This is a genomic window from Primorskyibacter aestuariivivens (assembly GCF_028023675.1).
GTDB classification, from domain to species: Bacteria; Pseudomonadota; Alphaproteobacteria; order Rhodobacterales; family Rhodobacteraceae; genus Marinovum; species Marinovum aestuariivivens.
In genome coordinates this window covers 1-22,023 of record NZ_JAQIOZ010000005.1, presented here as the reverse complement: position 1 = coordinate 22,023, position 22,023 = coordinate 1, and the positions used below count along the sequence as shown (strand labels likewise).

Annotated in this window: 21 protein-coding genes; 10 read left to right on the top strand and 11 right to left on the bottom strand. The window is 63.2% G+C overall.

Annotated features, from left to right (window positions below; genetic code table 11):
• Entirely contained in the window at positions 1–1,695 is a 1,695-nt protein-coding gene (locus PGB28_RS05685; RefSeq protein WP_271420530.1) for a hypothetical protein, read from the top strand.
• Positions 1,692–2,267: a DUF3726 domain-containing protein gene (locus PGB28_RS05680; protein ID WP_271420529.1), complete on the top strand. Its 576-nt coding sequence runs from the start codon at positions 1,692–1,694 to the stop codon at positions 2,265–2,267. Before PGB28_RS05685 ends, PGB28_RS05680 begins: the two co-directional genes overlap by 4 nt.
• A 47-nt stretch (positions 2,268–2,314) precedes the next feature.
• Here PGB28_RS05680 and PGB28_RS05675 read toward each other — a convergent pair whose 3' ends face one another.
• Positions 2,315–3,511: an ROK family transcriptional regulator gene (locus PGB28_RS05675; protein WP_271420528.1), complete on the bottom strand. Its 1,197-nt coding sequence runs from the start codon at positions 3,509–3,511 to the stop codon at positions 2,315–2,317.
• Positions 3,512–3,683: 172 nt separating this feature from the next.
• Between PGB28_RS05675 and PGB28_RS05670 the strand changes: the two genes are divergently transcribed.
• From PGB28_RS05670 to PGB28_RS05660, 3 genes are all read left to right on the top strand, one after another.
• Positions 3,684–4,703, top strand: coding sequence for a sugar ABC transporter substrate-binding protein (locus tag PGB28_RS05670; protein WP_271420527.1), 1,020 nt, complete (start codon positions 3,684–3,686; stop codon positions 4,701–4,703).
• A gap of 105 nt (positions 4,704–4,808) precedes the next feature.
• The gene (locus PGB28_RS05665) at positions 4,809–5,876 is read left to right on the top strand and encodes an ABC transporter permease (RefSeq protein WP_271420526.1); all 1,068 of its coding nucleotides are present in this window, start codon (positions 4,809–4,811) and stop codon (positions 5,874–5,876) included.
• The gene (locus tag PGB28_RS05660; RefSeq protein ID WP_271420842.1) at positions 5,876–6,640 is read left to right on the top strand and encodes an ATP-binding cassette domain-containing protein; all 765 of its coding nucleotides are present in this window, start codon (positions 5,876–5,878) and stop codon (positions 6,638–6,640) included. The genes PGB28_RS05665 and PGB28_RS05660 overlap by 1 nt, the downstream gene beginning before the upstream one ends.
• 9 nt (positions 6,641–6,649) lie before the next feature.
• Here the strand turns inward: PGB28_RS05660 and PGB28_RS05655 are convergent, their stop codons facing one another.
• The 9 genes from PGB28_RS05655 to PGB28_RS05615 all read right to left on the bottom strand — a co-directional run bounded on the left by PGB28_RS05655 (position 6,650) and on the right by PGB28_RS05615 (position 15,543).
• Positions 6,650–7,759 (bottom strand): NAD(P)/FAD-dependent oxidoreductase, encoded by a 1,110-nt coding sequence (locus PGB28_RS05655; RefSeq protein ID WP_271420525.1) that lies wholly within the window; start codon positions 7,757–7,759, stop codon positions 6,650–6,652.
• Positions 7,756–8,781, bottom strand: a complete 1,026-nt coding sequence (locus PGB28_RS05650; protein ID WP_271420524.1) for a histone deacetylase family protein — start codon at positions 8,779–8,781, stop codon at positions 7,756–7,758. Before PGB28_RS05650 ends, PGB28_RS05655 begins: the two co-directional genes overlap by 4 nt.
• A 3-nt stretch (positions 8,782–8,784) precedes the next feature.
• On the bottom strand, positions 8,785–9,261 hold the full coding sequence (locus tag PGB28_RS05645; protein WP_271420523.1) for a GNAT family N-acetyltransferase: 477 nt from the start codon (positions 9,259–9,261) through the stop codon (positions 8,785–8,787).
• 1 nt (position 9,262) lies between these two features.
• Positions 9,263–10,189: a BKACE family enzyme gene (locus tag PGB28_RS05640; RefSeq protein WP_271420522.1), complete on the bottom strand. Its 927-nt coding sequence runs from the start codon at positions 10,187–10,189 to the stop codon at positions 9,263–9,265.
• Between the two features lie 7 nt (positions 10,190–10,196).
• Positions 10,197–11,537 carry an aminotransferase family protein gene (locus tag PGB28_RS05635; protein WP_271420521.1) on the bottom strand — a complete coding sequence of 447 codons (1,341 nt, stop codon included), beginning with the start codon at positions 11,535–11,537 and terminating at the stop codon, positions 10,197–10,199.
• Positions 11,534–12,607, bottom strand: a complete 1,074-nt coding sequence (locus PGB28_RS05630) for an ABC transporter ATP-binding protein (protein WP_271420520.1) — start codon at positions 12,605–12,607, stop codon at positions 11,534–11,536. Before PGB28_RS05630 ends, PGB28_RS05635 begins: the two co-directional genes overlap by 4 nt.
• Positions 12,608–12,674: 67 nt before the next feature.
• Positions 12,675–13,844: an ABC transporter substrate-binding protein gene (locus PGB28_RS05625; RefSeq protein ID WP_271420519.1), complete on the bottom strand. Its 1,170-nt coding sequence runs from the start codon at positions 13,842–13,844 to the stop codon at positions 12,675–12,677.
• A 25-nt stretch (positions 13,845–13,869) separates the two neighbouring features.
• On the bottom strand, positions 13,870–14,661 hold the full coding sequence (locus PGB28_RS05620; protein ID WP_271420518.1) for an ABC transporter permease: 792 nt from the start codon (positions 14,659–14,661) through the stop codon (positions 13,870–13,872).
• Positions 14,662–14,670: 9 nt separating this feature from the next.
• Positions 14,671–15,543, bottom strand: a complete 873-nt coding sequence (locus PGB28_RS05615) for an ABC transporter permease (protein WP_271420517.1) — start codon at positions 15,541–15,543, stop codon at positions 14,671–14,673.
• A gap of 88 nt (positions 15,544–15,631) precedes the next feature.
• Between PGB28_RS05615 and PGB28_RS05610 the strand changes: the two genes are divergently transcribed.
• Positions 15,632–16,597: a LysR family transcriptional regulator gene (locus PGB28_RS05610; RefSeq protein ID WP_271420516.1), complete on the top strand. Its 966-nt coding sequence runs from the start codon at positions 15,632–15,634 to the stop codon at positions 16,595–16,597.
• Between the two features lie 211 nt (positions 16,598–16,808).
• On the opposite strand, the gene PGB28_RS05605 is transcribed toward PGB28_RS05610, so the two are convergent.
• Positions 16,809–17,486, bottom strand: coding sequence for a cupin domain-containing protein (locus PGB28_RS05605; protein WP_271420515.1), 678 nt, complete (start codon positions 17,484–17,486; stop codon positions 16,809–16,811).
• Positions 17,487–18,117: 631 nt separating this feature from the next.
• Between PGB28_RS05605 and PGB28_RS05600 the strand changes: the two genes are divergently transcribed.
• The 4 genes from PGB28_RS05600 (at position 18,118) to PGB28_RS05585 (ending at position 21,588) form a co-directional block, all read left to right on the top strand.
• Entirely contained in the window at positions 18,118–19,671 is a 1,554-nt protein-coding gene (locus tag PGB28_RS05600) for a sensor histidine kinase (protein ID WP_271420514.1), read from the top strand.
• A complete protein-coding gene (locus PGB28_RS05595; protein WP_271420513.1) occupies positions 19,668–20,276 on the top strand; it encodes a response regulator transcription factor in 609 nt (202 codons plus the stop codon). The genes PGB28_RS05600 and PGB28_RS05595 overlap by 4 nt, the downstream gene beginning before the upstream one ends.
• Positions 20,277–20,365: 89 nt before the next feature.
• A complete protein-coding gene (locus tag PGB28_RS05590) occupies positions 20,366–20,848 on the top strand; it encodes a GlcG/HbpS family heme-binding protein (RefSeq protein ID WP_271420512.1) in 483 nt (160 codons plus the stop codon).
• 65 nt (positions 20,849–20,913) lie between these two features.
• Complete coding sequence (locus tag PGB28_RS05585) at positions 20,914–21,588, top strand: ankyrin repeat domain-containing protein (protein WP_271420511.1); 675 nt, start codon at positions 20,914–20,916, stop codon at positions 21,586–21,588.
• Positions 21,589–22,023 lie beyond the last annotated feature (435 nt).

The following is a 22,023-nucleotide window of genomic DNA, read 5'->3' as shown; positions in this document are numbered from 1 at the left end:
ATGGCAGATGCAGGGATGACAGTTGCGCCGCGCGCGCCGGAGGTGGTGATGAAACTGGCCCGCATGGGGTCGTTTCACCAGACCCGGTTGAGCTTCATGCGTATCCTGCTGCGCCGTCTCAAGGCCGAAAACTGGCGCTTTGATGCGCCGGTCTTTGACATCGACATGCGCGGGCAGGGGGTGGCGGTCTACGCGGCGCATGGGCCAGAGCGCAGCTATTCGCTCATCGCCTTTGCCAATGATCTGCCGCCCGAGAAACGCTCGGACCGGGTGATTGCCACGGAATGGGACGCGACATTCACGCTGTTTGACGGGGGGCCGGAACAGGCGGATATCGAGCGGCTGCGCGCCAATGTGCCCCTGCAGGAGGCGGGGCGGATCAGTGAACGTGAGCTGTCGCTCAGCCGGGCCAACCGCTCGGTTCGGCTGTGGGATCATGTGGTGGATCGGCTGGCATCGGGGCAGCAACCGGACGTCGGGATGGTGGAGCAGGTGGGCTACCTGATGCGCACCACCGCCGTTTACGGCTCCGGCAAATTCGGCGCGGCGGATCGCGAGATGGTGATGGACCGGCCCGAATTTCAGGCCCCGTTTCAGGTCGAGATGCTGAGCGTCTTTCTCACCCGCGCCTTTGTCATGGACCTGGTCGAACACATGGCGCGTTTGCGTGCGCCAGAGACGGCCGTTCCGCTGGACCCGGCCCTGCGCCGCCGGTTCGGGATCGGCAATTCTACCGGGCTGGGCATGGCGCCTTTCCTGATTAATCACCCGGTGTTGCTCAACAACTGGATGGCGGTGCGCGAAGAGGCGCTGGCGCGGGTACGCAGCCAGACCGCGACAGACGCCGCGACGGTCGCAAGCTTTACCGCCCATATCGCCCGCGCTCAGGAAAACACGCGGCTCTGGCGCTCGGAGCACCCGGCGCAGGTCCGGAAGCTGGCCGACCTGCGCGGTGACCTTGATGCCTTGGCCGAGCACGCGGCACGGATGGACTGGACCGCCCCCATGCCATGGGACCGGCTGTGGCGCTGGGCCGAGGAGGCGTTGGGGCTCGAAGGGCAGGAGGCGCTGCTGTCGCTGATGCTGGAGCCGCATGGCGCGCTGGTGGACGGGCTGGAATGCTGTCTGGCCGCCGATGAGGCCGCCCATCGCCGCATTGATGGTACGGTGAGCGTCGCGCGGATGCGCGAGCGCGTCGAAGCGATCTATGACTGGGCTTTGCGCATCGACTGGACTCGCCCCGAGACGCATGCACGCGTCTGGTACACCTCCGAGGAAAAGCTGGAACCCCGGCTTGAGGATGACGCGACCGGCGAGGTTGCGGCCTATGCGCTGCCGCTTTGTCCGGGGCGTGACGCCGCGTTGCTGCGTGCGGATTTGCAACGCGCGGATGCGGATGAGACGCTGGCCGCCTTCCTCATGCGCCACCCCGAACACCGCCATATCGCGCGCCGCGCCCAGATTGCGGCGCGTTTCCCCTATGCCGAGATCCGCGACAACACCATCGCCGCCAATATGCTGCCCATCGACCTGTTGCGCGCCAAGCTCTCCTGTTTCGGGGCGACCCATTTCGATCCGCGCTCTGACCGCTGGGTGCGTATCAACATGTTTCGCGGCGCGCCCTTCCCCGGTGATCTGGTGGCGGGCGAGGCGGATGACTGGATGGCACCCGCCCTGCAGGAGCAGTCCCGGTGAGTTGGTCGCTGGTGGAAACCGAGGCGCTGGCGCGCAAGGCCGCGCGTGGGGGCGGCTATAGCTGGGGACAGGCCGAAGACGCGGGCGCGGCAGTGCGCTGGCTGGAGGCGCGGGGTCTGCCGGGGGCGGCGGCGCTGGCGGACCTGTTGGAGATGCCGGGCGACGCCGGGAGCTGTCCCATCGCTCTAGGCACCAGCCTGTGTGACCGGGGCGAACCGCCTGCACCGATGACAATCGCCGAAATGCGCGCGCCAGTGCTGCTCGTGCCGTTCCTCGTCTGGGTCGCGAAGCCAGACGACATGTATCTTGCGGCCTCGCTGGGGGCGGCGCGGATCATTCTTGGTCCGGACGGGGTCTGGCTGGATGATGTACACCGCCTTCCAGAGCGGGCCGGGGTGCAGATTTCCGGGGCGAAAAGGCCTGCCGCACCCCCGATTGCCATCAGGGACCGGTGCTCATGCGGCGCAGACGTCATGGAAGCGCTTGACCGGTTCGCGCTACGCACCTACGCGCCGGCAACGGAACGAAGCCGTCTGGCCGGGGCGGGCGCGGGGTTGTCGGACAACGATTGATTGTGGATTGTCAGGGCTGCAAGCGGTTGGGCCAACGGTGGGCCGCATTACTCAAGCATGAATTTTCGGGCCAGAGGCAAGCTTGCGGCACCCAGTGATCTTGCCCGTCTGCCAATCGTCCCCTGACTGATTTCAGGCGCGGTCAGCCCGGACAGGTTCCGTTGCTGAAGCTCCTTATCAATTCTCGCGACGATCTCCGCGCGCAATGGCTCGGGGAGTTGTCCGTCCACAATGACGCGTGGAAAATCGATGATGGAAACCGTGCCCAGTACGGTTGTGGCCAGCGCCGGGATCGCTTCGTTCAGCCAGTCATCGACAATGTCCCGGTTGATATTCCAGGTGTCCGGGCTGTCCCACAATGCCGAGACATCGCCATGCGCCTCTGCCTGACGCCGCTCCAGCCCGATCAGCGAGGCGACATCGACCAGCTGGCGGGTCACGCCACGGGAATCGATGACCGGAAATGGCCCGATCGCACCTGCATTGCCGCGACTGCCTTCATAGACCGCACCATTCAGAACAATGCCGCCGCCGACGAAGTAACCGATGTAGAAATACAGGAAATCCGGCGGCAGATCAGACGTGCCGAATACAAGCTCGGCACCGCAGGCGCTTGTCGCGTCATTGCCAAGATAGACCGGAAAGTCGAACATCTTTTCGACTTCCGCACGCAGGTCAAAGTCTTTCCATGTGGCCATCTCCCTGGGGTCGATCCCGATGGTTTCCGCCCATTCCCACAGGAAGTAGGGGATTGCTATTCCCATGCCTGAAACCCGGTGCCGAAGATCGCCGGGCAATTCATCCAGCATTCCGGCGGTCGCGCTTTGGACAAAGGCGAGCGTCTCGGCAGGTGTGGGAAAGCGATAGGTGCGGCTGTCATGGGCGCGCACCTGCCCGACGAAATCGACAAGTGTCAGTTCGGCAGAGCGCCGCCCGACCTTGAGCCCGAGAAACAAAGCCCCTTCGGGATTCAACTGCATCGGCACAGAGGGTTGGCCGATCTTACCGCGCAGCTTTTCGCCGCGCACGATAAGCCCGTCGGCTTCCAGTGCCCGCATGATGACCGAAACCGTCTGGGCCGACAGACCCGTTATCCGTGCAATTTTGGCTTTGGGGAGCGCGCCGTGCCGACGTAGAATCGTCAGAACGAGCCGTTCGTTATGCGCACGCATGCCGCTTTGGTTTGAGCCTGATGACCCAAATTCTGTAGCGATCTCAGTATGATCCGGTTCAATTCCGGCCATGCGGCAACTCCTCCCTGAAACACAGGATGGGGTTCGGCGACCTTGCTTGTCAATATTAAATCACTGTGAATTACTTATTGACGGGAACGTAGAATCGCCGTTAGGCTGAGTGTGAGCACGTGACATGCGTGCGGGGGTCGATGACGGACCCACATTGTCTAGGGAGGACACCATGAACAAACTACTGACTGCATCTGCACTGGCGCTTGTCGCATCCACGGGGGCATCGCTGGCGGCCGGGCACGGCACAAGCGCTTGCCTGATCACCAAGACCGATACCAACCCGTTCTTCGTCAAGATGCGCGAAGGCGCGGCGGCCAAGGCCGAAGAGCTGGGCATCACCCTGAAAAGCTACGCGGGCAAGATCGACGGCGACAACGAAGCACAGGTGGCAGCGATCGAAACCTGCATTGCCGATGGCGCATCCGGTATCCTGCTGACTGCGTCCGACACTGCGGCCATCGTCCCGTCCGTGCAGCAAGCGCGTGATGCGGGTCTTCTGGTCATCGCGCTGGACACGCCGCTTGACCCGATTGACGCGGCCAACGCCACCTTTGCGACCGACAACTTCCTTGCCGGTGAACTGATCGGCCAATACGCGGCGGCCAAGCTGGGCGATGCCGCGGCGGACGCCAAGATCGCGATGCTGGATCTGGCCATCAGCCAGCCGACCGTGGGCGTTCTGCGCGACCAGGGCTTCCTGACCGGCTTTGGCATCGACACCGTTGATGTCAACAAGTGGGGTGACGAAACCGACGAGCGCATCATCTGCAACGAAGTGACCTCCGGTAACGAAGAGGGCGGGCGCACGGCGATGGAAAACTGCCTTGCCAGTGATCCGATGATCAACGTGGTCTACACGATCAATGAGCCGGCCGCGGCAGGGGCCTATGAGGCGCTGAAATCCATCGGTCGCGAAAACGACGTGCTGATCGTGTCGGTCGATGGCGGTTGCCCCGGTGTGCAGAACGTCGCCGATGGCGTGATCGGTGCGACCTCGCAGCAATACCCGCTGCTCATGGCATCGCTGGGCATCGAGGCGATTGCGCAATTCGCCAAGGACGGAACCCTGCCTGAAAACACCCCCGGCAAGAACTTCCTCGACACTGGCGTGTCGCTGGTTGCCGGTGAAGCGGTCGATGGCGTCGAAAGCATCGACGTGACCAAGGGCAAAGAGCTCTGCTGGGGCTGATCTGGTCTCGTCTCGAGATCTGATGCAAACTCAGGAGCGGGGTGGGTCACGGCCCACCCCAATTTGTAAGGGCCCCACGCACGGGGCCGACCGGGAGGAGCCGGAATGTCACAAGCGGACAATTATGAAGCAGCCGCCAAAGGGGCGGCGGAATCGGTTGCGGAGTTTCACGAAGAGGATAGGGGTTGGACCGGGCGGTTGCAGCACGCATTGCATGTGACGCCCGCGCTGGTCCCGTTGATCGTGCTGGTTTTTGCGATTGCCTTGTTTGGCATTTTGCTGGGCACCAAGTTCTTTTCACCCTTCGCGCTGACACTGATCCTGCAACAGGTGCAGATCGTGGGCGTTCTGGCGGCGGCCCAGACCCTGATCATCCTGACGGCTGGGATCGACCTGTCGGTTGGGGCGGTGGCAGTGTTCTGTACCGTGATCATGGGGCAATTCACCTTTCGCTACGGCATCCCAGCGCCAATTTCGGTCGGTATCGGCCTTGCGGCGGGCACGGCTCTTGGGGCGATCAGCGGCTGGCTGGTCAGCCGGGTCAAGCTTCCGCCGTTCATCGTGACGCTCGGCATGTGGCAGATCGTGCTGGCGGCGAACTACCTCTATTCCGCCAATGAAACGATCCGCAGCCAGGACATCGCCGAACAGGGGCCGTTCCTGCAATTCCTCGGCACCAAGCTGCAATTTGGCGGCGCGACCTTTACCCTGGGCGTGGTGTTGATGGTCCTGCTTGTGCTGGTGCTGGCCTATGCGCTGCGCTCGACCTCATGGGGGCGGCATGTCTATGCGGTGGGCGATGACCCGGAGGCGGCCGAGCTTGCCGGCGTCGATGTGCACAAGACGTTGATGTCCGTTTACATGGTGGCCGGTTTCATCTGTGGGCTGGCGGCATGGGTGATGATCGGGCGCTTCAGCTCTGTCTCGCCTTCGGCCTCGACCGGCGTGGTGGGCAATATTCAGGCGATTACCGCGGTGGTGATTGGCGGCATCTCGCTCTTTGGCGGGCGTGGCTCAATCCTTGGAGCGTTGTTTGGCGCACTGATCGTCGGGGTGTTTGAACTTGGCCTGCGTATGGCGGGCGCTGACCCGCAATGGACCTTCATGCTGATCGGTATGCTGATTATCGGCGCCGTGACGGTGGACCAATGGATCAGAAAGGTAACAGCGTGATGGAACCGATCCTCTCTGCAAAGAACCTGGTCAAGCGCTACGGCCGCGTGACCGCGCTCGATCACTGTGATTTTGAGCTTTATCCCGGTGAGATTCTGGGCGTCATTGGCGACAATGGCGCGGGGAAATCCACCCTGATCAAGGCGCTGTGCGGCGCGGTGATCCCGGATGAGGGCGAGGTGTTTCTCGATGGCAAGAAAGTGTCGTTTTCTTCGCCCATCGAGGCCCGGTCCCACGGTATCGAAACCGTGTACCAGACCCTTGCCATGAGCCCGGCACTCTCCATCGCGGACAACATGTTCATGGGGCGCGAGATCCGCAAACCCGGGATCCTGGGGCAGGTGTTCCGCCAGTTGGACAAAAAGGAAATGCAGCGCTTCGCCCGCGAAAAACTGTCTGAACTGGGTCTGATGACGATCCAGAACATCAATCAGGCGGTCGAAACGCTCTCTGGCGGTCAGCGTCAGGGGGTGGCGGTGGCACGCGCCGCGGCTTTTGGGTCCAAGGTGATCATCCTTGACGAGCCGACCGCTGCGCTGGGTGTCAAGGAAAGCCGCCGGGTGCTGGAGCTGATTCAGGACGTGCGTTCGCGGGGTATCCCGATCATCCTGATCAGCCACAACATGCCGCATGTGTTCGAGGTCTGTGACCGCATTCACGTGCACCGGCTGGGGCGGCGTCTGACCGTGATCAACCCCAAGGATTACGACATGTCCGATGCGGTGGCCTTTATGACCGGGGCCAAGGAACCAAAGGCCGCCTGAGGGCGCGCCTCATGATCCCGGCGCGGTGAAACGCGCCGGGTCAATCGCCCGGAGCAGCGTGTCGGGAACGTTCGGGGTGCGGCCAAGGCACAGCGCTGCCGAAAGCTCTGCAAGCGCTGGCGCGGTCTGCACGCCATATCCCCCCTGACCGGCCAGCCAGAAAAACCCGGGCGCGTCAGGATCGACCCCGCAGACCGGGCTCCGGTCCGGCGCAAAGGTGCGCAGCCCGGCCCAGCTATGGGTCGGCCGCACAATGGGAATGTCGACCATCTGCTCAAAGCGGTAGAGCCCTTCGGCAATGACCATATCGTCGGGCCAGGCATCCTGTGGATCAACCGGGTCTTCCTCGGCGGGTGAGATCATCAACCCGGTGGCTTCGGGCTTGGCGTACCAATCCTCGCTGGCCGAGGCAAAGAGCGGCCAGTTGCGGTAATCCCCAAGGTGCTCCGGCATCGGCATGATGACGGCGGAACGGCGCATGGGCTGCAAACCGATCCGGCGCAGCCCGGCCAGCGCCGCAATCTCATCCGCCCAGGCCCCGGCGGCGTTGACCACGATCCCCGCGTCATAGACCCCGCCGGGGGTCTCCACGCGCCATCCCGTGCCCTGCCGGTCGATGCGCTGCACCGGGGCTCCGGTCTCGACCCGACCGCCGCGTGATTTCAACAGTTTCACGCAGCCCTGCAACAGAAGATCCACGTCGATTCCAAGCGCGAGGTCTTCGAAAGTGGCTGCAACGATTTTCTCTTGTCGCAGGACCGGCACCATTTTCACGGCCTCCTCCGGCGTCAGCCGCTCCACCCCTGTGGCCCCGTCCAGATAAGCCTCCAGCGCGGGCAGGGTGTCGGCCGTGGCGACCTGTAATTCGCCTTTCGGCGACAGGACCGTTTCGCCCAGAAGCGCGCCATTCAGCGCCGGATAGGCCAGCGCGTTCAGCGCGCGCAGCGTGGCGTTGCCGTAATTCAGCAGGAACACCGCCGCCGACCGCCCGGTGGCGTGATGCCCGACATGCGGCTCCGCCTCCAGCACGGTGACATCCGCGTCGCGGGCCAGCGCCGCCGCCGCGCTGATCCCGGCGATACCGCCACCAATCACGAGGATATCGGTTGTGGTGTTCATGCGGTCCCCTGCGCGCCCGACAGGAAGCTGGTCAGGTTGCCCGCAAGCGCGTCGGACAGGTATCCGCCCTCCTGCACATAAAGCGTTGGCAGGCCAAGCGCGGCAATTGCTGCGGCAATCCGGGCAAACCCGGCGGTGGTGATCGCAAGCCCCTGAAACGGATCGTCCTCATGCGCGTCCAGCCCAAGCGCCACCACCACCGATGTTGCCCCGAAGGCGGTGATGCGCTCCAGCGCCTGATCCAGCGTTTTGAGATAGGCGTCGTCCCCGGTGCCGCGCGCCAGCGGCAGGTTGAGGTTCGCGCCCAGCCCCGCGCCTTTGCCGCGCTCCTGCGCATGGCCCCAGAAGAACGGGTAAAACCGCGCCGGGTCGGCATGGATCGACACGGTCAGGATATCGGCGCGGTCATAGAACATGCCTTGCGTGCCATTGCCGTGATGCACATCCACATCGAGGATCGCGGGGCGGTGACCGGCGGCGCGCAGCCGTTCCGCCGCGATGCCGGAATTGTTGAGGAAACAGAACCCCCCGGCCAGATCGCTGAACGCATGATGCCCCGGCGGGCGGGACAGCACGTAACAGGCCTGCTCGCCGCCGATAATCGCATCCGCACCCGCGATGGCCGATTGCGCCGACCAATAGGCCGCCTCCCATGTGTGCTCGGCAATGGGACAGGCGGTGTCGGCCTGATGATACCCGGCCTGACCCACGGCGGATTTCGGATAGCCGTCGCTGCGGTTGGCGGGGTGGACATTGGGGATCACCTCGTCCCCCGCGCCTTCGATCCGCCGCCAGCGGGTGTAGATATTGCGCAGGAAGCTCAGGTATTCGGCTGTGTGCACCGCCGCGATGGGGCCAAGCCCGGCGTCGGCGGGTGTCTCGAACACACAGCCCGCGGCAACCGCTCCGGATGTCAGCCGCGCGATGCGCTCGGGCTGTTCGGGGCAGGGCAGCTGCACCCCGTTGGCCATGAAATGCTTGGGGTCATGTTTCCACTGACGGTCGTCGAAATAGGCTTTCATCACTCACCTGTTGAATTGGTCGAAGGCTTCGCCGGAAAGCTGAAGCACCAGCTCATCGGATTTTTCCACGAAACCGAGCCGGGTGTAAAAGCTCCGTGCCCGGTCGTTCGTCCGGTAACTCACCAGCCGCAGGAACCGCGCGTCCCAGAGCTGCCGCGCGCGCGCCGCGACATGGGCCAAAAGCGCGGGGCCAAGCGCCTGCCCGCGCGCCGCCTCGGCCACCCAAAGGTCCGACACATAGACCCCAGTGCGCCCGGCGGCGGTGGACGTGACAGGGGCATAGAGCGTCGCGCCCAGCACTGCGTCAGCCTCGCCCATGGCCAAAGCGCCGAAGCAGGCGGCATGCGGGCCGAAGAGCGCGGCGGCAAGCGTGTCACTGTCCATTCGGTAGGGATCGTCCAGATCCCTTGCCAACTGCCGAAGCGCCACTTCCAGCTTTGGCACTGTGTCCGGCGTGGCGTCATAAACCTGCAATGTCATCTCAGACCGCCACCTGATCCGCGCCCTTGAGGCCCAGCATGTCGCGCGCCTCGGACGGGGTGGCCACCGTGCGTCCCATGCCTTCGACGATCTCGCGGATCTGGGTCACCTGTTCCGCATTGGAACGCGCCAGCACCCCGCGCGAGATCATCAGATTGTCCTCAAGCCCCACGCGCACATGCCCGCCCAGCTCGGCGGCGCGGGTGGCCATGGGGATCTGATAGCGCCCGGCGGCCAGCACCGAGAACATGTAATCCTCCCCAAACAGCTTGTCCGCAAGAGCGATCAGATGGTCGAGCGTGTCCGGGTCCGGCCCCATTCCGCCCAGAACGCCAAATACGAACTGGATGAATATCGGTGTCTGTACCATGCCGCGATCGACGAAATGTTTCAGCATGTAGAGATGGCTGATGTCGTAGCATTCGAACTCGAACCGCGCGCCGCGCTCCTGTCCCATGAGACGCAGGATTTGCGCGATGTCGCGTGGCGTGTTCTTGAACACCAGATCATCGGTGCCGCGCAGAAACGGTTCCTCCCAGTCGAACAGCCAGTCGCGCGGTTTCTCGGCCATGGGGTAGAGCGCGAAATTCATCGTGCCCATATTGAGCGAACACATCTCCGGGCAAAAGCGCAGCGCCGCCTGCAACCGGTCCTCAAGGTTCATGATCGCACTGCCGCCGGTGGACAGGTTGATCACCGCATCGCAGTCCGCCGCGATACGGGGCAGGAAGGCCGCGAAATGAGCCACGTCCGATGACGGGCGGCCATCGTCGGGATCGCGCGCATGCAGGTGCAGGATCGTCGCCCCGGCGCGGGCGGCCTCGACGGCTTGCCGCGCGATATCGGCGGGTTTCCACGGCAGGTAGGGCGACATGGAAGGGGTGTGGATGGACCCGGTGATCGCGCAGCTGATGATCGTTTTCTCCATCACCGCCTCATGCCGTTTGCAGCAGGTCCGAGGGTAGCTCGGCCATGAACTGGGACAGCGACAGGTCCAGCAACCCGATGATCTCTTCGATCTGCGGCTCTGACACGATCATCGGCGGACAGACAAGGAAATGATCCCCCGACAGCCCCCCGCGGGTGCGGCGGGAATAGATGATCAGCCCGTTCTCATAGGCGATCTCGACCAGCCGGTCGAACGCCTTCAGCCCGGCGGGCAGCGGGGCCTTGCTCTGGCGGTCGGCCATCAGCTCAAAGGCCAGGAGCAGCCCCTTGCCGCGCACATCGCCGATGATCGGGTAGCGCTGCATCAGGTCACCCAGCCGCGATTTGAGAAGCGTGCCCATGCGGGTGGTGTTCTCCATCAGCCCGCCCGTCTCGATCTCGTCAATCACCTCCAGCCCGGCGGCACAGGCCAGCGGGTTGCCCGCATAGGTATGGCCATGGATGAAGCCGCCCGCATCCAGCACCGCCTCGACCATGTCATCGCGGGCGATCATCGCGCCCAGCGGCACGTAGCCGCCGCCAAACCCCTTGGACAGACAGATCAGATCCGGCGTCACGTCCCAATGCTCGGCCCCGAAAAACCGTCCGGTGCGCCCTCCGCCGGTCATCACCTCGTCATGGATCAGGAGCACGCCGTAGTGGTCACAGATCTGGCGGATGCGCTGCATGTAGCCCGCCGGTGGCACCAGCGCCCCGGTTGAGGCCCCGCCTATAGGCTCAACGATAAACGCCAGCACGGTTTGCGGGCCTTCCTCAAGGATCTTGTCCTCCAGCATCTGCGCGTAATGCGCGCCGGTGGCCGGATCATCCGGGTCCAGCCCGTCCAGATAGGCACGGGGTGCCGGGATCTTGGGCATGGCATGCATCATCGGATCAAAGGGCGCGGTCATGGGCGCGTAGCCGGTGACCGACAGCGCGCCCAGCGTCGCCCCGTGATAGGACGGCGAGCGCGAGATGACCTTGTAGCGTTGCGCCTGACCTTGGGTGATCGCGTATTGCCGGGCCAGTTTCATGGCGCTTTCGGTGGCTTCCGATCCGCCCGAGACAAAGAACACCCGGCCCAGCCCCTCGGGGGCGAGCGATGCGGCGCGCTCGGCCAGCGCTTCGGAGCTTTCGGTTTCGAAATGCAGCCGATAGCCAAAGGTGGAACTGTCCATCTGCCGCTTCATCGCGTCCAGAACACGCGGGTTGGAATGGCCGATATTGCTGACCATCGCGCCGGAGGAGCCGTCGATATAGCGTTTGCCGGTCACATCCCACATGTAGATGCCTTCGGCCCGGTCAAGTTTCGGGCGCGGCAGGCGGGTCTGGTAGAACAAGCGGCTCATGCCGGACCGCCGACGGGCAGGGCGGCGCAGGCATCGGGGTTCATGGACAAGGCCACGGTTTCCCCCGCCCCAAAGGGCGCGCCGTCGATCATGTTCATCGCCTGCAATTGGGTATCGCCCACGCGCAGGAAATAGCGCGCAAGCTGGCCCTGATAATCCACCGCCTCGACCTTTGCCGCGACGCCATCGCTGCCCTTTGGGCCAAGCGTCAGCTTCTCGGCGCGCACCATCAGCTTGGCGTCGTTTGATTGGCCCAGCGTGGCGGCATGGGACAGAGGGACGGGGGTTTGCCCGAATTCGGCAGTCTCCAGCACCACATGCGTGGCGTCCCGGTTGATCACCCGCGCCTGCAACAGGTTGGCCGCGCCAAGAAACCCGGCCACGAATTCCGAGGCAGGGGTGTTGTAGACCTCTTCGGGGGTGCCCACCTGTTCGATGCGACCCGCGCTCATCACGATGATCTTGTCGGACATGGCCAGCGCCTCGGACTGGTCATGGGTGACAAAGATCGAGGTCACGCCGATGCGATCCTGAATTGTTTTCAACTCAACGCGCATCTCTTCGCGCAGATTGGCATCGAGCGCCGAAAGCGGCTCATCCAGGAGCAGCACATCAGGTTCGATCACGATGGCCCGGGCCAGCGCGATGCGTTGCTGCTGCCCGCCCGACAACTGGCTGGGATAGCGGTCCTCGACACCGGGCAGGCGCACGATGTCCAGCGCTTCGGTCACCTTGCGCGCCATCTCGGATTTCGGCACGTCGCGGTATTTCAGGCCAAAGGCGATGTTTTCGCCGATCGTGCGATGGGGAAACAACGCGTAGTTCTGGAACACGAGGCCCAGATTGCGTTTGTGGATCGGCACGTCATTGATGCGGTTTCCGCCAATTTCGATATCGCCGCTGGTGGGTTTCTCCAGCCCCGAGACCATGCGCAGGATCGTTGTCTTGCCGCAGCCCGAGGGGCCAAGCAGGGTGGTGAAGGAGCCTTCTTCAAACACCACATCCGCGCCATGTACGGCGACGACCGGGCCAAATTGCTTCCTGACCGATTTCAGTTCCACACGCGCCATCAGCGAGTTCCGTTTCTAATTCTTGAGGGGACGGGCCGTAGTGACACGGCCCGCCAGATTGAGAGGGTCAACCGCCTTTTTGCACGCGGTTCCACTGTTTGCCCTGTTCCTTCTCATGCGGGTTCCAGGCCGCTGGATCGCGGAACACCAGACCCTCAAGCTTGCCGGTCGGATCAAAGGCGGGCAGGTTCGCCACCTCTGCGGGCATGTCCACCTTGGTCGGGTCGAGCGACGGCGGGTATTTCTGGCCGACGGCCACCGCGATGGCGGTTTCGGGATCGAGCATGAAGTTCAAAAGCGCCTCGGCCTCTTCCATGGGCGAGCCCTTCATGACGAACATGGTCTCCATCCAGGCCAGCCCGTTGGGCGGGTCCATATAGGCGATGGGATGGCCCTGTGCCTGAAGCGCGGCGACGCGACCGGACCATGCTTCGGTCACGTAAATCTCGCCCTTGGCCAGAAGGTCCATGAGTTCCGCGCCGGAGGACCAGTATTTCAGCACCAGGTCGCGATGTTCGCGCGCCTTGTCCCAGACTGCATCCCAGTCCTGAATGTTGTTCGGGTCCTGGCCCGATTGCAGCGCGCCATACCACGCCCGGTTGGCCCAATCGCCGCCCCAGCCGCCGATCTTGCCCTTGAGCGAGGGATCGAGCAGCAGGTTCGCCCCCATCTCCTTGGCCTTTTCATGCGACACGTGCTCGGTGTTATAGGCGATGCCGGTGGTGCCATAGTCATAGGGTACAGCCGACAGCCCGTCGGGGGTGATCTTGCGGAAGGGCTCGATCATCGCCTCCATGACATTGGCCATGTTGGGGATGTTGTCGAGATTCAGCTGCACGTGATAGCCGTTGTCGACCCAGCGCTTGTACCAGGTGATGCCCGAGCTATGCAGGATGTTGTGGCCATCGGTGTTGCCCGCCGCCTTGACCTTGGTCAGCACCTCGTTTTCGCCGCCGAAGGTGGCGTCGATCACCTTGTTGCCGGTGGCGGCCTCATAGGGATCAAAGGCGTTCTTGCGCAGCGCCTCGGACACGACACCGCCCCAGCCTTCGAAATGCAGCTCGGTGCCCATGGCGCGGGCTTGCGTGGCCATGGTGGACATGATCCCGCCCGAAAGCCCGGCGGTCAGCCCGGCAGAGCCCAGCAGGCCAACGAAGGTGCGGCGATCCACATCGCCATTGCCCACCGCCTCGCGCAGGCGGGCGTAGCGCGTCACGCTGTCATATTTCTTGGTCATTGGTCGTCTCCCATGTTGTTTTTGATCATACTTTGCGGCGTGAAAAGTACCGGGCCAGTCCGCCCGCCAATAGCGGAAGGCCCACGGTGATGCAGATCATCACGAAACCCAGAGCGTTGATCTCCGGGCTGACGGAATTGCGCAGCATGCCAAAGATCTGCGTCGGCACCGTCTCCATCCCCGAGGGCCGCCAGAAGATCGTGGCGGTGATGTTGTCAAAGGAGATGGTGAAGGCGAACAGGGCACCCGCGAAGACCGCAGGCATCAAAAGCGGCAGGGTGATCTGGAAAAAGGTCTGCACCGGGCTTGCCCCCAGTGAGCGCGCGGCTTCCTCGTAGTCGCGGCGAATACCGATCAGCCGCGCCTGCACCACCAGCACGACAAAGGGCAGGGCAATGATCGAATGCCCGATCAGCAGCAGGCCGAAACTGCGCGGCATATGCAGCCAGCGCAAAAAGATCAGCAGCCCCACCGCCAGCACCGTTTCCGGCACCAGCACCGGAGAGATCAGGAAGGTGGTGATCCATTGCTTGCCGCGGAACTGGTAGCGCACCAGCGCCATGCTGGCCAACACGCCCAACGTCGTGGCGATCAGCGCCGTCAACATCCCCAGCGTGACCGAGGTGCGCAGCGCGCGGATGATCGCCTCGTTCTCGGCCAGTTCATAGAACCAGCGCAGCGAAAAGCCTTCGATGGGAAATCCGCCGAATTGCGAATTGTTGAAGGCCAGGATCAGCACCACGACGATGGGTGCGAACATGAAGCCATAGACCAGAACGGTATAGGTTTTCAGCAATCTCCAGACACGTGATGACATGGCGCGCCCCTATCCGAATGCCTTGGCCAGCTGGTTCATGCCCATCAACCGGCTGTAAAGGATCACGACAGAGCCCAACAGGATCAGCAGCGCAAAGGACAGCGTCGCGCCCATGGGCCAGTTCAACTCGGTCACCACGGCGTCATAGACCAGATTGCCGAACAGGAAATCGCTGGGTCCGCCAAGGATCAGCGGGGTCACATAGCTGCCCCCGGTGAGCACGAAAACCAGCAGTGATCCGGCCGCCAGACCGGGCAGCGACAGCGGCAGCGTGACCTCGCGAAAGGCCTGCCACGGGGTTGCCCCCAGCGTGCGCGCGGCGGGCTCGAGGTTGCGGTCGATGCCTTCGAGGCTGACATAGACGTTGAGGATCATGTAGGGCAGGAAGACGTGGATAAAGCCCACGATCACCGTGAATTCGGTATACATCAGCTGCACCTGCAGATCGCCCAGCCCCAGCAGGTTCATCAACCCGTTCAGCGCGCCCTGATTGCCGAAAATGTGGATCCAGCTCAGCGTGCGGATGATGAAGCTGATCCAGAAGGGCAGGATCAAGAGCAGCAAAAGCAGCCATTTGTGACGGTAGCGGGTCATCGCGATCACATAGGCCGGGATGTAACCCAGCACCGCCGCCAGCACCGTGACGATCACCGACAGGCGCAGGGTCTTCCAGATCGCCGTGTGGTAATAGCCGTCGGTCAACAGTTCCATCCAGTTGCCGAACTGGAAGGCGGGCACATCGACGGCCAGGTCGATATTTTCGTAAAAGGAATAGACGAGGATGAACGCCATCGGGATCACCACCAGCACGGTGATGAACACCAGCGCAGGTGACAAAAGCAGCCACGGGCGGCGGTCGATCGAATGGCTCTGATCCGGCAACAGGAATCCCCCTTGTTGGGAAAAGCATTGCATGTGGAGGGCGGATTGGAGAAATTGATAGGTTAAATGAACTGGATTGATTTCATTAATGTCTGTCGATACCGATACCAAATTCGTCTTTCAGCTCGACTGGAACCTGCTGCGCACCTTCCTTGTGATTGCCGAGGAACAAAGCATTACGCTGGCCGCGCACAGGTTGTTGCGGGGCCAGCCCTCGGTCAGTCTCGCGCTCAAGCGGTTGGAGACGGAACTGGGTTGCCGTCTGGTGGACCGGGGACATGGGATGTTCCGGCTCACGGCGGCGGGGCGCAGGCTTTATGCGGAATGCAGCGACATGTTCGGCGGGGTCGGGCGGCTTCCCGATGCGGTGCGCGAATCCGCGGCTGAGATTTCGGGAGAGATCAACATCGCGCTGGCCAGCCATGTGGTGACGCCGCTCTTTGACCAGCAACTGACCGCGATCAGCCGGACCCACCCCAAGATACGTGTCCGCATCCGCATCGACACCAGCGTCAAGGTTGTGCAGGCCGTGCGCGAACGGCGCGCAAGTTTCGGCATCTGTCTGGTGAACCGGAAATTCCCGGATGTGGACTATGATCTCATGTACCGCGAATATTTCGGCTTTTATTGCGGCCCATCGCATCCGCTTTATGGACGTGACGACCTGAGCATGGCGGATTTGCGGGACTTTCCTGCCGTGTCCTTTGACACCGAGGATATCAACGATGCGCTGCGCCCCGTGGCGCTGCTGCGCAGCAAATGGGGGCTGGACTACGACATTGTGGGCCGGTCGTCCCAGCTTGAGGAAGTGCGGCGCATGATCCAGTGCGGGATGGGTATCGGCTCGCTCCCGATCCATGTGACGGAACGGGATGTCGACAACGGGCTGCTCTGGCGGTTGCCGCCCTATGAAGACCCGCCCGAGGTGGATGTGTTTCTTGTCACCAATTCCGGCAAACGGCTGAACAGGGCCGAGGCGCTGATGATCGACCGTTTGAAACGGGCGATTGCAGAGACTCCGCTGACCGAACGGACCTATGATGGTGCGATGTGACCGGGCGGCGCGTTTCGCCGCCGCTGCAGACCGCTGAGAGCGGGTGCCCTTTGCCATGCCAGGGGAGCATGGTCAGGCCGGATTCCGCATCATTCGGCCCAGTCCGACCGGCCAAAATCCGATCGCCAGGACATGACCGCCATGCTGCAGCCCGGCCTGCGTCAGACCCGGTCCGTCCCCGGCAACGATTGCAAGCGGTTTGGCCATTTGCCTAACTTATGTCGGGCGCGGTGGGCGGTTCGGCGAGATGTCCGGACTTCACCCAAAGGCGCGCACCCTCTGCTCCTGCCACGGCATCGAGTGCCATACCCGGCGGCAAGCGTAACCACGCATGTTTTTCGAAACATTCTCCCCCCTCGACAAAGCTACCTTCGATGACCAGAGCTTCAAATCCGTCGTGATCGGGATCGACCACATGGGTTTCGGCGTCCCACAGTTCGATCCGCACGCGCTCGCGCGAATCTTCGAAGAGCGCAATCTCCGAGACGCCGTCGCGCAGCGGCTTGGGGTCCAGCGATGTGGTGTCAATGGTGACCTGCCGACGATCGTTCATATCGAACTGCCAGAGTTTTACAAAGATCGTCGCGCCAGGCGCAGAGCTTGGCGTGTGTGAGGATGTCGGCGGATTGCGGACATAGGTGCCAACCGGGAAATCTCCGTGCTCATCCTGAAACACACCGTCGAGCACAAGGTACTCTTCGCCGCCGGTATGAGTATGAGCCGAGAAGGCACTGCCCGGCGCGTAGCGCACGATGCTTGTGGCACGTGCCACTTCGTCACCAATACGGTCCAGCATGCGGCGCTCAACGCCAGGCATCGGTGAAGGAATCCATGGTTCCCGTTCCGAATGTACAGCGGCACGTTTTTCAAAATCTGCGTTGAATTTCATCAAAGGGGTCCTTTTCAAACGGGCTGATGGCTGACCTTCATTTCTCAACGGCGGACGGGAACCTCGATCAGAAGTCAGCTCACGGTACAAGGTATGAATACTTCGAACACGCTTTTCCCGACCGAAGGCGCTCAGGTGAGAACCCTTGCCGGGTGGAGACCCGAGCGCAAGAGCGACGTCGCGTGTAAGGGCATTTCGCAGGCCCCGAAAAGCTGGATCGGTTGTCTGCGCCGATCCCGTGAGGTTACGTTGCCAGACGCGCTTTGCACGTTGATCTAGCCCCTGTGCCGTGCGCTGCAATCCACGAACAGCCGGATTGTTCGTCGTCCGACACGCGCATCAAGTCAGGCGTGCCTGTGGCCTGATCGGAACAAGCTGGTTGGTCAACCTCAAGGCCGTGGTTCCTCCCGACGTCCAGCGTCGTGACGTCGACGGCCCTTTCCTGCAGTTTGGCACCTGGTCGAGATAATGCGGCCGCAAACCGCTTTCCGGACATTCATATGGGTACGATCCAGATTTGCTAATCGCTCCAGCTCTGTAATCCTACGGATTTCAAAACAGCGCCCGGTAGTTATGATTGTCTCGAATTCGCGATGCCTGAAGAGGCATCCCTCGCAGCGGAACCGCACACGTGTCAGAGAGAACGCCAAGAGCACGAGACATCCTTCGCCGATCCCTTGCTCCGGGGATTGTCTGGCCGCTCGTTTGCGTGCTTGCGCTTGGGCTCCTCGCCGGTCTTGAGCGCAACGCGCGGCTGGCCGACCTGACGGCGCAGAGCGATCGCCTTCATGCGGTCGCCTCGCAACGCGTCGACCAACATGATGCGCATTTGACGGCCCTGTCGGCTATTGCGGTTGCTGGTGCGGAGCAGCGCCCGGATCTCTTCCACGAGGTTGCTGGCGCGGTCATGCGGTTCTACCCCCGGATCATCGGTATTTTCCTCATTCCGCTGGACGGGGAGGACGGCGTGCTGGAGATCGGTATCCGCGAAGCCGATCTCCGTGAACTCATCCGCGACGCTGCAGAACGCTCGGCCGGTGCCCCGGTGCTGAAACGCTATCCCTCCGACCGTCCGGCCTACCTGATCGTCAAACGAAGCCCGAATTCCGATGCGGCGCGCTACGGGCTCGCGCTTGTGATCGACGCTGCGGCGCTGCTCGATGGAGATTCCGACTATTGGATGCGGGCAGAGGCGACGCGCTGGCTGGCGCTTCCTGACGGCACTCCATTGATTGGTGTCAAGGAAGACTCGCGTACACCACAGTTTACCCGCGCTCTGTCGAGTGGCACGCAGCCGCTTGAATTCAAGACGGCGATCCGCATGACGGTTGCGGACATTCTGCCTCCGGGTCGGGTGGCCCTTGTCTTGGCTGTGATCGTATTGGCCGCCGCGGCCATGCGCGTGATAGGTCGGCAACGCGCCAAGGTCCGCGCCGCAGAAGCGCGCGCCGAATTGAGCGGACTTGAGACCCGTCTCAGCCACGCATCCCGGGTGAACGCGCTCGGCGAGATGGCCAGCGGCATGGCGCATGAACTGACCCAGCCACTGACGGCGATCCTGGCGCAGGCGCAGGCGGCCCGGCGCCTGGCCGCGCGGGGCGACACAGAGCGCGTGGCGGACGTTCTCGAAAAGGTTATCGGGCAAACTCGGCGGGCAGGAGCGATCCTCGAGCGCCTACGGACCTGGACGCGCCCACGGGAGCGTCATGCCGAACCCGTCGATGTCAGGGACTGCATCCACGTCGCGGAAACCCTTCTGGCCGGACAGGCCCGCGAGCTTGGCGCGCGGCTGACCCTGACGCTGCCGCCGACGCCTCTGACGGTAGAAGGCGACCGGGTGGAACTGGAGCAGGTTCTGTTCAACCTGATGCGAAACGCGGTGGACGCGGTGGCAGAGAGCGCGGACCCGGGCGCGCGCGAGGTTGTGGTTGAAGCGTCGCATGATGGCGCGATGGTAGTGATCGACGTGAGCGACACCGGACCCGGCATCCGGCCGGATGTGCGGGATCGGCTGTTCACGCCATTCGTGACGACACGGGAAAGCGGAACGGGGCTCGGCCTCGCGCTCAGTCATCGTCTGGTCGAAAGGGCTGGCGGCGATCTGACATTGGTCGAGACCCGCGAGGGCGCCCGGTTCCGGATCAGCTTGCCTCTGGCCAGCGCCGCCGGGGAGGCCGCGGAATGACCGCGCCGGTCTATCTCGTCGACGACGATGCGGCGGTCCGGGATGCGCTCTCGCTGCTTCTCTCGACCGTGGGGATCGATGTCAGGGCCTTCGCCGGTCCCGAGGACTTCCTGTCGGCTCTGCCAAAGCTCGAACCGGGCTGCCTGATCCTTGATATCCGGATGCCGGCGATTTCGGGGCTGAAGTTGCAGGAACGACTGACTGCAAGCGGCGTGGACTGGCCGACCGTCGTGATTTCCGGGCACGGCGATATCGAGGCCTGCCGCAAGGCGTTCCGCAACGGCGCCATCGACTTTCTCTCGAAACCGGTGGACGAACAGGATCTCATCGACGCCATTCAGAAGGGACAGGCGGCATTGGGGCGCGCCGCCGAAGCCGCCGCGGAGCGCCGGGAAACACTGGAACTTCTGGCCGGTCTGACGCCACGCGAACGGGAAGTGCTGTCGCTCGTGGCACGCGGCTTCGCAACCCGCGAAATCGCCGGAGCACTGGATGTCTCGCCCCGGACGGTGGAAAGCCATCGTGCGGCGATCGGAGCCAAGCTCGGCACGACCTCCGCAGCTGAGATGACGCGTCTCTGGATCGAGGCCGAGAGCGCTCCGTAGTTCTACGGAAATGTCAGGCCGGCCTACGAATGGGGCGGGGTCCCGCCATGGCGTAGGTATCTCCCAGTCACCCACAAAGGAGAACCGACATGCTCAGAACAACCGCTCTTCTCGCCGCCCTCGCCGCTCCCGTGGCGGCGCAGGCGCAGGACCTGCCCACCAGCCCCTATCTGCCGCTCGCCATGACGAGCGACGCCGCGAATGCGGCCCTCGCGGCCTGTGCCGCTGAAGGCCACAACGTCAGCGTCGCAATCGTTGCCCGCGACGGCAACACCAAGGTGCTTCTGAAGGCCGACAATTCCGGCCCGCATACGGCGTCCAGCGCGACCGGAAAGGCTTTCACCTCGGCCGGTCTCGGTCGGGACACTGCCGGGCTTGCCGAATTTATTTCCGGCAACACGGCAAACAACGGCCTGCGCGACATGGACCCGCGTCTCGTGATCCAGGCCGGCGGCCTTCCGATCCGGATCGGTGGCGCGCTGGTGGGCGGCATCGGCGTCGGCGGGGCACCGTCAGGTGCGATCGACGCGGATTGCGCCCGTGTCGGTCTCGACGCGATCGGTGCTGAATGAAACAAACGGGGGCCGCACGAGAGGCGCGGCCCCGCCCTCTTGAACAGCCTGAGAAAGGCGAAACCATGCGACGTTTTTCCCTTATTGCCCTGCTCATCGGTCTTGCCGGTCCGGTCATGGCGCAAACCGCCCCCTCGCGGAGCGAAGTTGCGGCATATGAAGGCCTCTTCCGGGCCGCCCATGAGGGCGATGTCGACGAGGTCGCCCGGTTGGTTGCGCAAGGCGCTGACGTGGATGCCCGCGACTCCAGAGGCCGGACGCCTGCTCATGTCGCGGCCTTCGCCTCCGAGGACGAGGCGCTACGCGCCCTCGCCGAGGCCGGAGCCGACATGAACGCGCTCGAACACCGGGCCTATGATGTGGTGACGATCGCCGCCGTGGCGGATGATCCCGATCTGATGTCGCTCGCCATCGAGTTGGGGAACGATCCGGGCCTCGTGACGAGTCCCTATCTCGGCACCGCGCTGATCGCCGCGGCCCATCTGGGGCATGTCGAGGTCGTGCGGCGCCTCATCGACGCTGGCGCGCCGCTCGACCACATCAACAACCTGCACTGGACCGCCGTTATGGAAGCCGTCGTTCTGGGCGATGGTGGCCCAGATCACCAGGCGGTGCTCGACGCGCTTCTGTCCGCCGGCGCCGACCGGTCTCTGGCCGACCGCGATGGCGTCACGCCGCTTGAACATGCCGAGGCGCGTGGCTTCACCGAAATGGCTGAGCGGCTCAGAAGAAAGGATTGACATGCTCACGTTATGGAAGCTGTTTCCGACTTTCCTGAGCCGTTGCAGCCACGGCCCATACCGGACATTAAGCAGATATGGTCGATACTGCAGTGCAGCTCACCCTAGTCGGCCAATCGTCCCAGCTGCCAAGTCATTTTGCCGCCCGATAACTGCTCAGCGTGACTCAGCGGTTGTGCAAACCGTCAGGGCCAGCGGCCGCCTGTGTCGGACAAGCAGGCCGGACACACGACCGCATCTTGCCGTTGCTCAAATCAACTCAGCAAAGTCTTGCTATGGCGGAACCATCCCTACAGGATTTTCGCCGCACTTGCGAAATGAGCTACCCCCTGAAATTCGGACACTGACGTAAGCTACGATTTGTTGTCTGCTGGTCTTCGACGATAAGGAGATTAGAGATGTCGAAACGGAAGAACCATTCGCCGGAGTTCAAGG